The sequence below is a fragment of the Pseudomonadota bacterium genome, from assembly GCA_036339585.1.
Taxonomy (GTDB): domain Bacteria; phylum Pseudomonadota; class Alphaproteobacteria; order UBA8366; family UBA8366; genus UBA8366.
The window spans coordinates 1-14,669 of record JAYZAS010000013.1 but is presented as its reverse complement, the minus strand read 5'-3'; the positions used below and the strand labels follow the sequence as shown (position 1 = coordinate 14,669).

Here is a 14,669-nt window from a genome sequence, read left to right as displayed (position 1 = left end):
TCCAAATATGAAAAAGACTGCGCCAGAGAAAATTTGGGCTGAGATTTAGTTGCCGCCGTAAACACTGGATTTCTGGGAACTGCGGCGGGCTCTCCTCCCGCCATTATATTCAGAGCACACTTGAGCTAGCGATCGCTAAAGCCCAACTAGTATCTTCCAACTAAACGGGCTTTGTGCCTTTAATCTGCACTCGGTGCATTAATCGGTATTCCCCAGGATAATCATTGAGTGCTGCATGTTGAGAACAGCGATTATCCCAAAAAGCAATGGACCCTTTTGTCCACTTGAAACGACACGTAAACTTGTCCTGAGTCGAATGCTCATAAAGAAAATGCAGTAAATCCTGACTTTCAGAGACCGTCATGCCTTCAATAGACTCAGTATGCGTTAAATTTACATAAAGAGCCTTCTTTTTTGTTTCGGGGTGTGTGCGGACAATGGGATGCGTCGACCACGCATCGGAGTAACCAGCCGATGTAACCTCTTCGCCCTTTTCCGGGATACGATTATTCTTTAGCGTGTTGTGAATTCGGCCATTCGCATGAATTGCATTCAGAGGGTTTATCTTTTCTTTAATGTCATCTGGGAGTGTCTCATACGCAATATACTGGTTGGCAAATAAAGTATCACCACCGTTGTTAGGAACTTCTAATGCATACAAAATTGATCCCAAAGACGGAATAGGAAGGTGGCTGGTATCGGAGTGCCATTCCCAACCAAAGTTAATCACATCTTCTGGTTTTTTCTCGACCACTAACAACTCAGGGTACATGCCAGGGAATTGACGGTGTGGCGGCAACGGTTGCAGCTCGCCGAAATACCGCCCTACTCTCATAAGATCAGCATCTGTCAAGTTTTGATCGCGGAAGAAAATCACACAATGATCCAAAAATGCCTGGCGAATTTCAGAAACAGTTTTAGGGTCAATAGGCATTGATAGGTCTACGCCACTTATCTCAGCGCCAATTGCATCTGAAGCTTTATTTATTTCTATAGACACATCAACCTACCTTCGAACCACCTAAGAGTGCTACGTTGCCATGCAGGTGCAAAATTTGGGCTTTCATACCTGCTTTATCGAACCATTCCATGTAATCACCTAAACGCCCGGGCCTGTTGTTTGGCATTATATCTGCCTCGTAAGCCTCAAAACTCTCTGCTGAGCGCATGCCCCGACCATAAACTCTTTCGATCCTATTCCAAATAGACTTCTGCAAAGAAAAGAAGTTTTTCTCTGTGAGGCGAAGTCGGTCATAAAGAAAGAAAAATCCCCCGGGAGACAAACGTTTTGAAGCAAACGAGATTACATCCCATTTAGCGCTATCAGGTAAATCATGGAAAGTTAAAGCTGTGATGATAAATTGATAAGATACATCCGGAATTTTGATCTCTTCAATTGCTTCAAGGTTGCCAACAAACCAATCAGTCCTTTCTTCGTGAGAGATTAGATTGGTTTTAGCTTCAGCTATCGACTCTGCTTTAATATCAACACCAGTTAGGTGAAGGTCACTGCGTTTATTGAGAATCAGCGATGCAACGTAGCCAGTTCCACAACCAAGATCGAGCACATGATCATTTGGTTTTGCTTGGTCTGTGATCATAGTCGCTAAAATATCTAATTGTTCTTCCCTGGTAGGGTGACTGCCAATTGGGTCATCCATGTAACAACATATTCCTTTTCCTTTTGTTCAATTCATTGGTTCAACAGAACACGGCGGGTGTTCGCAAGCAGGTAACCCCTTCCAAAACAAACATCAATATATTCCCCTTAGCCAATGCTCTTATTCTCAAAGCTAAATGACTGCGGTAGATTAATTATGCGTTCTTGTGGCTCATACCAGCCCTGCGGCGCGTGATCTGATGTATGTAAATAACACTTAAGAGTTGCCTCTTGAGATCCCTCGGTGAAGGTTAACAATCTACTCATTGGTGTACCTGTTCGTAAAGGCTGGCCTTCCTGAGTGAAATTCCGGTCAAAACTGCCGTGATGTCGCGTAAGCGCAGCGGCATTACAAAAGGTTGTGCCCCAGCGTTCCTCAACTAGACTTTTATCACCGTAGCAATCGTCGGGATGAGTATGGGTATGACCTCCGAACCAAAAGGAGAGTTTCCCTGAATTAGCCTTCAATACATCCTCGAATTGGTCCGTATTAGGATCGTTACCAACAAAATATAAATAAGAGGCACCCTCTGCGTCGTCATAACGCTTGTGGTAACCGCCATTAACTCCCTCAAATGGTGCCGTTGCCGTTGTTGTATTCCGGAGGAGATGATGTGCACAAGTAATCATTATCTGATCATCATTATTCTCTACTGCATCCCGCCACCAAGCAAATGTTTCATCAGTAATTGCTCCCGCCGGCCATCCGCCTTTTTCGGCACGACCTTGAGGTGGGCCTCCATCGTTCCGGTCACCCATCATTAAGACAGTGACATTTCCAATGTTAAACCGATAGCGTTCCCATGTGCCAACAACCGGATAAGGCCTGTCTTCATTTTTCACACCGGATGTTTCCGGACATTCGCCCGCCGGATCAATATATTTACGAAACCACCATTGTGTTTTTTCATCCGGCCCACTTGCATCTATATTGCCGGCAATTGAATAAATTTGCGATGTTTTATGTTTTTGTACTGCATTAAGTTGGGCCAAAACGGCTTCAGCCTCTTTATCTGTAGGCGGATGATGTGTCCCCACGAAGTCGCCGAGATAAAGCATTATATCCCAATCGAAAGATGGTCCACCCTCGTTGCCCCCGTTTTCACTTTGCTCGACTGCTTCAGCGAAACTACGCCGATTATGAAGCAGGTCACTATGTACATGCGCACACGACGCAATCCAAATATTAAGCGTTTGTTTGCTCTCTGGCATAGATCTCCCCAAGTGTTATTTTCTACCCTACCGAAATTTAACACTGAATATAGGATGGCTGGAACGATGCATTATGATGCATTAGGCTAACAATAAGCAAGACGCCACCCAGAAAGAGTAATTTGAAAACGGCTTCTCATGATCTCTCAATCTCTCATCTAAATAAGAATTTTGGCAGGTTTAAGTGTTCAAAAAATTAACCAAAATAATCTCTGTGGTAATATTTCTACTTTTTGGCACCGACAATGCGTGTTGGAGTAATGACTTCGAAAAAGCTTTAACCGCTTACGGCGTCGGTGATTACAAAACTGCATTCGAATTATGGGAACCGCTTGCCGAACAGGGGCACGCTCCTTCCCAGTATAATCTTGGCCAAATGTATAGACGGGCGCTGGGTGTTCCACAGGACCTTAAAGCTGCAAGAAAGTGGTATGAGCTCGCTGCTAAACAAGGAAATGCTAACGCGCAGCATAACCTTGGTGTAATGATCTCAACCGGTAATGCTGAAACACAGAATTTGGTGGCTTCATTTAAATGGTTTCAACTCGCGGCTCAACAGGGATATGTCCCGTCTCAGTATAATCTTGGGCACGCTTACGCAAAAGGGAAAGGCATTCCTAAAAACTATATTTATGCCCATATGTGGTGGAATTTAGCTGCACTAAACGGAAATAAAAATGCTGCTGCAAACAGAGATCTTCTTGAAAAATATCTGACCCCGGCAGATCTCGCATCTGCCAAAGAATTAGCGCAGGAATGCGTGCACAAAAGGCTCAGAGGTTGCGCTAAGCAGTCCGATTTTGTACTTCTCACCACCCGAAATATCTATGAAGGTATGTATGTTTTTAAAAACCCAAATTGGAATGAGGCTTGGGGCGACAAAGAAATCCATCCACCAACCAAGCAATTTGGAACAGTGCGGTCTTGGTCTGACATGAATGGTAAATTATATGGGAGGTATAACGGAGACAAAAATCAATTGAGGTGGCCTGGTTTGGTATGTGTTGACTGGCATGGAGCAGATTCTGGCACTTGGAAAAGTAGGCAGGCCTACCGAATAGGGTTTTCAGAAGAATATTGGTTAGTCGGTGATAACGCTAAGTGATAAAGTGAAGAAACGGAAGACGTCTCCATAACACTTCATAAAATTTTTTCTAAATTGGCAAAATAAAAAATGAATAAAATATTCACAACACTCTGCTTCACTATAACCGTGTTTCTTTCAAGCGCGAGTACGGGTTGGAGTGGCGACTTTTTTAAGGGCGTTGCGGCCTATAAAGCAGGGAATTATGCGATTGCCCTACAGGAATGGAAACCGCTGGCTGAGAAGGGTCACGTTTCTGCACAATATAATCTCAGTCTTATGTATGCATTGGGACACGGCATTATACAGGACCATGTGTATGCACATTTATGGTCAAATATAGCCGCGTCGTCAGGACACAAAAACGCAACCGCAAACAGGGACGTAATCGCCAAAAGGATGACTGCGTCCCAACTTGAAAAAGCACAAGAGCTTGCTCGCGAGTGCGTTAAAAAACAATACAAAGGGTGTTAAAAAATTAACAGTATTTACGACAGCGGAATATAAAAAACCCCTATTTTAAGCCTTTGTCTAAAAGCAGTTTTATTTTTTCAACACTGGTCTCCGCAACCAGACGACCGATTTCTTTCCTATCTCTTATTAAGACAAGGGTGGACCGTCGAGGGATATCACGACTGGTCGTAACAGAGTGTGAACCGTAATCATCCCAGTCGATGAGAACAAATTTTATAGACTTATTATATTCCGGATGGCTCTCACGGAGCTCCATTAGTGCGCTTTTTTGCTGCGCGCAGGTTCCTCACCAAGTAGATAGATAACCAAGAAGAACACTATCCCCTTTAGATACAGCTGCTTCAACAACGCCAGGCTTATAAACTATCCAGTCAGTTTCTGCTTGCACTACAGAAGGACCACCTAATAGTAAAAGAAATAAAGTCGCGATTTTAAAATAATGTTTGATCATTGTAACACTCCTACCCTGTTACGCTTTCCTTACTTCATTTTAGACCACTCGTCACAGAGAAATTTTCCGGATATTTAAAATAAAAAAGTAGATGTCAGAGAATCATTTAAAGGGTATTTGATCCTTTAAACGAACATCCACATCATTTTTTGACAAAATATTTTTAATAATAGACAACAGAACCGAATTTGCCTCATCTCTGCAATTATTAACAAACTATCCCGTTCGCGAATCATTGGAGTATTACAAACAATTGCATGTTACCTTGTGTCCCTGTTCATGACCCCATGCAGATTCGAGAAATATCGTGCGAACAAACAAACAAAACACCCAAATTAATCCATATAATTACCCTAGGTGTCGGTGTTTATTTTCATTCTTTTATGTGTTGAAAACCTATACCCTTCTTGCAACAGCGACACTTCTAATTTGGTGCCTTCCATGTAATCCGATAGCCGCGACCGAAAAAGCCACACGTTTTTCTAATAATGGGGTCGCCTTTTGGGCAATCGCTAAAGGTCCATTAGCTGGACGCGTCGCTTGGGCTTTCGACCGACCCGGAGCGGACTCCGATCCGAAGGATCTTTTGTTATCGCGGATAGAGCTATCACAAACGATCGAATGGGCTAGCTATAAGCCAACTCATGAAGAAATAGTAAAAAGTTTGACATCACACCGCAGTGCATCCGGCGTTTTTGACGGTAATTATTGTACTGGCAAATGCTCTCAAGTTTTTGATGACACTCCTAATGTGGAGCCAATCATGCTTGGTGTTTATAAATCTAGTCGGAAACGTAAGTGGTTTGTGATGCATCACAAATTTGTCGTTTTGCGAAGTCAGCAGGGTGACGGCATTTTAACAGGCAGTTTCAATTGGACTGAACGTGCTACCGATCTCAACTTCGAAAATTTGATCTATATTGAAAGTACAAAACTTGCCAATGCCTTTTCAAAAGTCTTCCATAGCTTACCAGCGCGTCTTTCGATTGAAGTAGCAGACGGATATTTTTCTGCTGGTTTTAATGACGCCGGAATGGAACTAATAAAACGATCAATTACAGCAGCTCAAAAAAGAATTTTGGTCGCTGTATGGAGCATAAGTGTTGGATCCAAAAAATATCCAAATCCAATTTACGATGCCCTGGCAAAGGCCGTTGACCGAGGAGTGGAGGTGCAAGTCATAACCGATTACCAAAAGGCTAAAAAAAGGAAATACAAAAAACTTGCGGTGCACTCTGTCCGTATGGGTTCGAAGAAGGCACACATGCATCACAAATTTATGGTGATTGATGATTTATACGTCGTTAGTGGGAGTTACAACTTTGTGACCAAATCGGTTTTGGGGAACCATGAAAATGTAATCGTTATCAAAAGTCCGGCTATGGCCTCCTCTTTTACGGACCAGTGGAACGAATTACGGAGTTACAAACCATAAAGCGAGCACTAAGGATTCAATATAAGACACAAAAAAAATTCAAAAATATGGTCACTAGAAAATTTCCGCTATAAAGGGGAAAATTCAATCACTTCATTTAAAACTTGAATGAAGACAGACGATTTTTCTCCATGCCCGACAACCCTAGCATCCCGGAGTTATGGTTATTTATGCCACAAGTAAATGTAAAACGTGTATTGGGAGACCTTTACACCCTTAGGGAGATTGGAAAATACAAAACTGGCGTTCACCGCCCCACACTCTCTGATGACGATATGAAAACGCGGTACTGGCTCAGAGAACAACTTTCGAAGCTTCGTTATGATGTTCATATAGATGGCGTTGCCAATGTCATTGGCTACTCACCAACACCAGGAAAAAAACTACTCTGTGGTTCTCATCTAGAAACGCAGAATCATGCTGGTTGGTTGGATGGAGCACTCGGTATTGTATATGCACTTGAAGCTGCAAGGTGTCTGACAGAATCCAACAAAGCGGATGTCGGTGTGGATGTGATGGCGTTTGCTGATGAGGAAGGACACTTTGGGGAACTTATTGGCAGCAACTCTCTAGTTGGTAATTTAACTGATGAAATGTTGGATAAAGCACGTAATCGCACAGATGGAACCCCTCTTCGTGAGGCTCTTGCACGAGCAGGACTTGCAACGGCACCCAGAACCCTAATTGATAGGGAACGGTATGTCGGTATGTTTGAGGCTCACATTGAACAAGGAAGTTCTTTAGAGGTAGACGGAAACCGAATTGGAATTGTCACTAGTATCGTTGGGAATTGGCGATTTCAAATTACTGCGACCGGGATGCAAAACCATGCCGGCACAACGCGTATGGATATGCGTAAAGATGCAGGTGCAGCTCTGATGCGCATTTATAACCAAATCGAACAACAATTTCCGTTGCACGCAGGATCGAGAACTGTATGGACCATCGGTAAAATTACACTCTATCCTGGTGCACCGAGCATCGTACCGGGAACAGCTGAGATGCTATTTCAGTTCCGTGATGCCGATGAAAATACTCTAAAACACCTTAAGTCACTGCTTGAGAAAATTATCCAGGCCGAAGACAACAATGGTCCCTGTGAAATTTCGATAGAGATGCGGGGGCGCAGTAATCCAGCTTTAATGGACGAGAGAATGCAATGTGAGATTGAAGCTGCAGCCGAGACTTCTGCCTCTGGAAAACACGTAAGAATGCCTAGCGGCGCTGGTCATGATGCGAGAACTATTGCCCAGGTATTACCCGCAGCGATGATGTTTATTCCAAGTATTGGAGGAATAAGCCATCACTATGCAGAAAACACGTCAGATGAAGATATTGCACTTGGAGCCCAGGTATATGTTGATGCTGTCACCCGCATCCTTGCTCCCCAAGCATGAGATGCCAGATGTGGAGCTGCAAACTCTCTATAACGTCATATCGTTCCAAACTTTTTATCGCAGAATCACATGAGGCCCCTCCCCTAAACAAAATCTTTTTAATTGGGTACTATATTGAAATGAAAAAACTCATCTTGACGCTTTGTATTGTACCTACGTGGATTCTTGGGAGTATCAGTGTGGGTGCAGGGAAGGAAATAATTTATCCTTCATGCCAAAAAAAATCGGACAACATTGCCATACAAAGACACTGCCTCGAGAGATATTTCGTTTTTAAGGGTCGTCCTGTTCATCCAAAAATTATTCAGGATCTAATGACTTGGTTGTCTGATAATGGGGACCAGGTAGTAGCAATTAACCTTGAGGACTCGCAGGGAGCTGATAGGTATTGTTGTGATGCCGATGTTACTCTCCAAGTAAATGCAGATGGTAAAACTTCCGTAAAAGCTGATCATAGCGGGGGTGGCTGGATAGCGTACATATTTCACGGTAGAACAACTAATGGCTTGTATTTTTTAGAGGTAAACGAAAACGGCGGAGGCTCCGGAGTATTTGGAACGCTTTTGATCTTAAAAGTAACTGAAGAAATTTATTTAAAGGAAAACACCGCACAAAATTTTGCCAAATATTCAAATCCAAAAATCGACAAATCACAGAAAAAAAGGCTTCACCTCAACAAAGTCGGCAAAGTTTTGCTGGGGGATCGTCAGGCACACAAAATTCAAATAATAGATGATTTCCTTGTCATAAATGGGAAGAAGATCCTCATTCCCGCCATGTAGATTCTAGCCTTTATCTAGGCACGTCTCACAACTCAATAGATTAGAAATAGTTCAATTAGATCCATTTAGGTTCATACTTTTAGAAAGATATTTTTAATAGGCTTTGAATGGCTAAATCATCTCAACACCATAGAGGAAAATAAAGCGAGTGCTCTGATTATTACACCAAACTGTGCAGCAGGGGGCTCACCGATGACACCACAAATGTGGGAGGGCATTAAACAAAACGCTTTAACTATTTTAATAGGTTTAGCCAGTATATTACTGAAACAAAATAATAAATATTAGTTTAATGACGGCTATTTTTTCAAGACAAACCCATTGTGCCGCCTTCGCTTCAGAATACTGCTACTAACAGCAGACAATTAATGGGATGCTGCGCACCCACAACTATCTCAGCACCTATAAACAACTAATAATTCTGCGAAGGCAGATGAACATGGCCCTCCATAATTCGTCTTGCGGTACGACCTAATGTTGCCCGCTTGACCACGTATTCATTGCCCTTTACCTCCACCTCTGTTTCGGTTTCGATAACACCTGCGGGATGACCGATACGTACAGTTTTATTATCTAATGTTTCAGGTCTGCACGCCTCATTAACGATTGTGCCTGGAAGTCTGCTTGCAACGCCGGTGCACACTGTGCTGGTGCCTGCATACGTCTTGTGCATCTGCTGCATGAACATCAAGCGGGAGACAAAGTCACACTCATGGGCCATGACCGTAACGCCACCAATCACATTTTCGTAATCCTGGGCCACGCCAATCATACCGATCAAGGGCGTCGCGGGGCTTTCTTCTCGACTATACTCCGGTCCCTTAATCATTCCCATAATAGCTGCCCCATGGGCACGAATATTTTCTAACTTATCGGTCAGCTCTACATTAGCATCTATTTCAGCCGCCGTTTCGGCTCCTGTTAACCCTAAGTCAACGGCACGCAGAAAAACATGTGCATTTCCAATGTCGACCAATGAAACCTCGATTTTCCCAACACCGGGCACGTCCAATACATCGATTGAATTACCTGTCGGCAGGAGTGCCCCAGCACTAGCACCAGCAGTGTCAGAAAAGTCCACTTGTATGCGCGCACCGGTGCCGGGCACGCCGGGAATAGAGAAGTTCCCTATTTCAACTGGACAACCATTTTCAACAGGGACCTCAACGTACAACATCCGGTCCAGATTAGTATTGTAAATACGCAGTGTTGTTACAGGAGAGACAGCTTCCACCATTTTTTCCCAAATAGCGAACGCACCGACCCCAGAGGTTAGATTACCGCATAGTGATCGATAATCCACTTCTGGTTTATCAATCTCTACCTGACCAAAAGTATAGGTAAGCTGAGCATCGTTTGCCCGTGGGTTATCTATAGGGGGCGGTCCAATAACACAAACCTTACTTGTAAGAGGGTCAGCACCGCCAAGGCCATTGATCTGACGTTTGTCTGGTGAGCCAAATATCCTCAGGATAGTCTTATCGCGCTCACCAGGCTCTGAAGACAAATCCGATTCCCTTAGATATATGCCTTTGCTCGTTCCTCCGCGAAGGATCATGCAGCGCACAGGATCAGACATGAACCTCTCCATTCCATTCTCTAAGAACATTACCAATATGTCCTTATTCTAAGCCTGCAAACCTATAATGGATCAAGCAATTATTTTACATCACTCCAAGCACGGTATGTCATCGTCTTATGCTGCTAACCCTTTTGCAAAAATGAGACTGCTATTAAAGAGAGTTTTGTATAAATGTGTTTTTTTCAGGCAAAGAAACCAACCCTTAATCAAACGAGTACGGTTCCGACTTCGCGCGATTGACATTCCGCAACCAAGCGCCGAATGTCTCGACGATTTTTTTGGAATGCAATAATTTACTTCAACAAGAGGAAATTTATTATGGATAAGGAACGATTTAATCTCGGCGTTAAACAACGTACCGCAGTGCTAGGAGAGGAGCGAGTGCAAGGAGCACTCATGGAGGCAAATGATTTCAACAAGCCATTTCAAGAGGCAATGACCGAATGGTGTTGGGGTTTTGGTTGGGGTGACGATACATTCGACAAGAAAACCCGTTCGATAATGAACCTGGTGATGATCGCAGCTCTGAACCGAATGGACGAGTGGGAATTGCATCTACGCGGTTCAGTGCGTACAGGAGTTACCCGCGACGAAGTGCGCTCGCTTATTCACGTTGTTGGTATCTATTGTGGTGTTCCAGCGGCGGTTTCGTGTTTCCGCATTGCCAATTTGGTTTTCAAGGAACTTGATGCAGAGTAATTAAACAGTGCCATCGACGCATTAGGATCCGGCAGAATAAAGCTGCGGGAAAATCAAACTTTCCAAAAGGACCAACATAATTATCGTGATCGAACCCCTACTGTTTTCAGTAGGGGTATCGCTTCTCAGGGGTTCCTAAGGCATGTTTTTTTATCTTCTATCTGACCTTTCGTACAACCCTGATCAGGGTCTATACTCCAGCATATTTCTGCAGGACTTGCAGAGCTCGTACCAGAGGGATCCGGGATTTGATATATCTCCTTTTAGCTTTAGGTCCGCCTATAATAGTGGCTGCCTGGTTTTATAAGAATGATAAGAACCCCGAACCGATGCTTCATACGGTCAAGGCAATTTTGTCTGGCGCCTTAGTTTGTCTCCCCGTTTTGCTAATTGCTGGATTATTTTTAGCGCCATTGCTTCTCTTAACGCCGATACTTGGCGGAATATTTCAAAACAATTCGTTGGTTTCTGGTTTTATCTTTGCATTTTTCTTGGCAGCCATACCCGAAGAATTTTTCAAATTTGTCTTCTTGAGACGTTATATAAATTCAGAAGAAGCAGATGAGCCCTATGATTTTATATTTTACGGAGCAATGATTTCGATCGGTTTCGCTGCCATAGAAAACGTAATGTATGTTTATCAATACGGCCTTGAGGTCGGCATTGCGAGAGCATTTACAGCGGTTCCGATGCATGCAATTTGTGGAGCGATATTAGGTTACGGCCTGCTGAAGAGGGGCAAACAAACACTCAAGAAAAAGTACTTCACTTGGGAGACAATAAAAAGAGCCTTAATTCTCCCGATAATCATTCATGGTTTGTATAATTGGCCTCTTATGACTTTTGACCACCACAATGCCAGCGACCCCCTAAAAATCGTATCAATACTTTTTTGGATTGGGGTTCTCATTTATCTCATAAAAAAATTTAGAAAGATAATGGCAGAAGTCAAAACAATGACGGCCATTTAGTCTTCCTGTGTTTCAACGAGATCATAATAATTCTTACTATCTGGTAACTTCCGACCTTAATCAAAATTACCCGTTTTTTCATGATTTATCGCATCTAAAACGCATGCAATAGTAATCCTGATAATTTCAGGGAGATATTCATTAATCGAATCTCCTGCTACCTTAATCAAAAAAGGACAAATGTGACCAACTATCGACCCAAGATAAGACTGACCATGTATGGTTCAATGTATTTGTGCGCCAGAAAGATATACAGAAAAGTAAAACCAATTGTAGCAAGAACCATCTGTGGCGGGGTGAGAACAAAATCTTTTATGTTCTCATCCAAAGGTTCCGGTTCTTTATTTTTGGCATTTCTTTTAAGTTGAAAACCAACCCACCAACGTCCGCATACTGCTACAGATGAGAGTGCCAAGCCTGAAGATACGAATATTGTAAACAACTGAACACCATAAATCATCCAAGTGTCACTCATATGCCACTTCCAACATCAAAAGTTAATTCGTGTTTTTTGCCATGACATTTTACTCCACTGAGGGCCATTACCCTGAATGGCCTTGCCAATACCACCGACGTTAACACAAGATAACAGACCAAATATAGTAAATGGGAAAATAAAAACTATTCAGCCATTTTTGCCAATTTAAAAATTTTTTATCTTTTACCTCTCCCATCGCGGCGGATTTTTTAATGTTCCAGCAAGTATATTGCTATTTTGAATCACACGTTGCATTTCATTTTTTATTATTGAGCATTTACCATCGCAAAAATCCTTAATAGAAAAAGAGATCATCTCTCTTTAAAACCTTCAACCCACGTCGTCTGAGTTCCGTGAGAATATCTTCTTCATATTCGGGTTCAATAAACCAGAATTGGCCGTTTAGCATCGTGTTTTCCTGCTGGCTCCCCTTCTTAAGGACATCTATGGGAGCCCATAATTCCTGTTGCTTTTGTAACCACTGTGGATAGTCTTCGTTTTAGGACTGCGGACATAGTTGACCAAGTCCACTTCGCCTGAAGGAGATGAAATTGTGAACAAATCATCCTTAGGACAATACGCCACAATACTCTGTTTGACGATTGCCGTGCTTTTTGGAAGTGTGGGGTTGTCTGCAGGTGCTGATTTCCAAAAAGGGCTTGATGCATATAGAAGCGGTAATTTTGCTGCTGCCTTGCGTGAATGGATACCACTTGCTGAAAAGGGAGATGCCGCTGCCGAAGGCAAAATGGGCCTAATGTACAGACACGGCCTCGGTGTACCAAAAAACAATAAGATTTCAATGAAGTGGTACAAGCTTGCTGCTGAACAGGGTCATTCAGATGCGAAGCTTATAATTGCTGCTGATAATGGTGATAAGGATGCTGCTTATAAACTTGGTGGTATTTACATTGGAGCACTCGGAGGAGGCGACTTTCCAACGGACAGAATAATGGCGAGAAAGTATTGGAAAATTGCGGCAGAACAGGGGCATTATGGAGCTCAAAAGATGATGAATATTTCTGTCCCATGGTGGAAACCTTGGAAGCTTTATGGATGGTGGCGATTTTGGTGAAGTGTGCTTCTTCCAAACTGGATAAGACGGGTGCAAGGCTAAAGAGAGCGACTACAAAAAAATGACACGTCGCTAGGTAATATCCTTTCGGCTTCTTCTTTATATGTCCATCCTTCTCGCTGTACATTTTGTCTAGTAGGTGGTTAACACTCATAATAAAAAACGCGATTTGATTACCATTCTATGGTATCCTGGTTATGGATGCGCAAGTTTTTAGGACGTTATCTTGGGAGATCATAGTGGGAGAAACCTTAATTGAAATTGTGCCCTCCGGTGATGCGTTGGGCGCAGAAGTGCTTGGCGTTGACCTGTCCAAACCACTAGCTGATGAAACCTTTTTGGCAATTGAATCAGCCTTCAACGAGCATTCCGTTATTTGTATTCGCAATCAGAATTTGGATCCTACGACATTTGTTGCTTATGCCAGTCGCTATGGTGAGCCCCAAAACTTGTACCTAAATAACTACGCCATGCCTGGTCATCCCGAAATTTTATATGTCTCAAACATTCAAGAAGACGGCAGGGACATTGGCCACGCCGATGCTGGGGTAGTTTGGCATTCCGATATGTCATTCGAAAAAAATCCGCCGCGGGCGACTGTATTGCACGCAAAGGAAGTGCCGGTAACGGAAGATGGCACGATTTTAGGTGATACTTTATTTGCTAGCGGCGTTAGGGCTTATGAGTCTCTAAGCGATGAAATCAAGGAAAGCCTCAAAGGCAAGCAAGTCGTGCATGACGTGCTAGGCCGTCGTCGTGAAACAGGAAGCGGTAAACAGGATAATGACAAACGTAAGTCGGTGCCGGTGATAAGACACCCGGCTGTGCGGACCCACCCCTACACGGGCAAAAAGGCGCTCTACGTTTTTAAGGGAGAGTGCGTTGATATTGATGGCATGGAGACTGAGGATGCTGTGTCATTGATTGACGAGCTAGCAATGACCGTTATTCGCGAAGAATTCATTTATCGACATAAATGGCAGGTGGGCGATATTTTGATGTGGGATAATTGCGCGGTTCAGCATCTCGCTATCCATGATTATGAATTACCGATGCGGCGTATGATGTGGCGTACCACCGTCGGTTACACGGATGTTTACGAATAAATAATTCCATTAAATCCAAGGTTTGCGAAAGAACAAGTTGAACGGTTCAGCAACTCAAGCAAAAAAACATTATGGGTTTTGTAATGCGCATCAGATAAATCTAAATGTTTAGCCATATCCTTTTCTCCATAAATATAATGTTTGTCGAACTCGCCTCGTCATTTGTCGTTTTCAAAGTAACTGATGGATTATGTCTCGTGCGGCACCTCTTGTCGGTACTAAATAGACGGCGTCTGCTCTAAAATAGGAAATATTCGAACAAA

Annotated in this window: 16 protein-coding genes; 9 read left to right on the top strand and 7 right to left on the bottom strand. The window is 43.1% G+C overall.

Going from position 1 to position 14,669, the window contains the following annotated elements; all coding sequences use genetic code 11:
- Positions 1-160: 160 nt before the first annotated feature.
- The 3 genes from VX941_09525 to VX941_09515 all read right to left on the bottom strand — a co-directional run bounded on the left by VX941_09525 (position 161) and on the right by VX941_09515 (position 2,872).
- Complete coding sequence (locus VX941_09525; protein ID MEE2933648.1) at positions 161-1,000, bottom strand: TauD/TfdA family dioxygenase; 840 nt, start codon at positions 998-1,000, stop codon at positions 161-163.
- Position 1,001: 1 nt separating this feature from the next.
- Entirely contained in the window at positions 1,002-1,661 is a 660-nt protein-coding gene (locus VX941_09520) for a class I SAM-dependent methyltransferase (GenBank protein MEE2933647.1), read from the bottom strand.
- A gap of 107 nt (positions 1,662-1,768) precedes the next feature.
- Positions 1,769-2,872 (bottom strand): hypothetical protein, encoded by a 1,104-nt coding sequence (locus VX941_09515; protein MEE2933646.1) that lies wholly within the window; start codon positions 2,870-2,872, stop codon positions 1,769-1,771.
- 184 nt (positions 2,873-3,056) lie between these two features.
- Between VX941_09515 and VX941_09510 the strand changes: the two genes are divergently transcribed.
- Positions 3,057-3,977, top strand: coding sequence for a tetratricopeptide repeat protein (locus VX941_09510; protein ID MEE2933645.1), 921 nt, complete (start codon positions 3,057-3,059; stop codon positions 3,975-3,977).
- Between the two features lie 69 nt (positions 3,978-4,046).
- Complete coding sequence (locus VX941_09505; protein MEE2933644.1) at positions 4,047-4,430, top strand: sel1 repeat family protein; 384 nt, start codon at positions 4,047-4,049, stop codon at positions 4,428-4,430.
- A gap of 40 nt (positions 4,431-4,470) precedes the next feature.
- Here the strand turns inward: VX941_09505 and VX941_09500 are convergent, their stop codons facing one another.
- Positions 4,471-4,686 carry a hypothetical protein gene (locus VX941_09500; GenBank protein MEE2933643.1) on the bottom strand — a complete coding sequence of 72 codons (216 nt, stop codon included), beginning with the start codon at positions 4,684-4,686 and terminating at the stop codon, positions 4,471-4,473.
- A 30-nt stretch (positions 4,687-4,716) separates the two neighbouring features.
- The gene (locus VX941_09495; protein ID MEE2933642.1) at positions 4,717-4,881 is read right to left on the bottom strand and encodes a hypothetical protein; all 165 of its coding nucleotides are present in this window, start codon (positions 4,879-4,881) and stop codon (positions 4,717-4,719) included.
- A gap of 385 nt (positions 4,882-5,266) precedes the next feature.
- Here VX941_09495 and VX941_09490 point away from each other — a divergent pair, with 385 nt between their 5' ends.
- The 3 genes from VX941_09490 (at position 5,267) to VX941_09480 (ending at position 8,495) form a co-directional block, all read left to right on the top strand.
- Positions 5,267-6,316, top strand: coding sequence for a phospholipase D-like domain-containing protein (locus VX941_09490; GenBank protein MEE2933641.1), 1,050 nt, complete (start codon positions 5,267-5,269; stop codon positions 6,314-6,316).
- Between the two features lie 170 nt (positions 6,317-6,486).
- Positions 6,487-7,713 (top strand): hydantoinase/carbamoylase family amidase, encoded by a 1,227-nt coding sequence (locus VX941_09485; protein MEE2933640.1) that lies wholly within the window; start codon positions 6,487-6,489, stop codon positions 7,711-7,713.
- A 119-nt stretch (positions 7,714-7,832) separates the two neighbouring features.
- Positions 7,833-8,495, top strand: a complete 663-nt coding sequence (locus tag VX941_09480) for a hypothetical protein (protein ID MEE2933639.1) — start codon at positions 7,833-7,835, stop codon at positions 8,493-8,495.
- A 412-nt stretch (positions 8,496-8,907) separates the two neighbouring features.
- Here VX941_09480 and VX941_09475 read toward each other — a convergent pair whose 3' ends face one another.
- Entirely contained in the window at positions 8,908-10,074 is a 1,167-nt protein-coding gene (locus VX941_09475) for a PrpF domain-containing protein (protein MEE2933638.1), read from the bottom strand.
- A 321-nt stretch (positions 10,075-10,395) separates the two neighbouring features.
- Between VX941_09475 and VX941_09470 the strand changes: the two genes are divergently transcribed.
- Positions 10,396-10,776: a carboxymuconolactone decarboxylase family protein gene (locus VX941_09470; GenBank protein ID MEE2933637.1), complete on the top strand. Its 381-nt coding sequence runs from the start codon at positions 10,396-10,398 to the stop codon at positions 10,774-10,776.
- 248 nt (positions 10,777-11,024) lie between these two features.
- Entirely contained in the window at positions 11,025-11,747 is a 723-nt protein-coding gene (locus tag VX941_09465; protein MEE2933636.1) for a PrsW family glutamic-type intramembrane protease, read from the top strand.
- Between the two features lie 190 nt (positions 11,748-11,937).
- Here the strand turns inward: VX941_09465 and VX941_09460 are convergent, their stop codons facing one another.
- Complete coding sequence (locus VX941_09460; protein ID MEE2933635.1) at positions 11,938-12,222, bottom strand: hypothetical protein; 285 nt, start codon at positions 12,220-12,222, stop codon at positions 11,938-11,940.
- 556 nt (positions 12,223-12,778) lie between these two features.
- Here VX941_09460 and VX941_09455 point away from each other — a divergent pair.
- Together VX941_09455 and VX941_09450 are read left to right on the top strand one after the other, a co-directional pair.
- The gene (locus VX941_09455; protein ID MEE2933634.1) at positions 12,779-13,300 is read left to right on the top strand and encodes a tetratricopeptide repeat protein; all 522 of its coding nucleotides are present in this window, start codon (positions 12,779-12,781) and stop codon (positions 13,298-13,300) included.
- 239 nt (positions 13,301-13,539) lie between these two features.
- Complete coding sequence (locus VX941_09450) at positions 13,540-14,406, top strand: TauD/TfdA family dioxygenase (protein MEE2933633.1); 867 nt, start codon at positions 13,540-13,542, stop codon at positions 14,404-14,406.
- Positions 14,407-14,669: the final 263 nt, after the last annotated feature.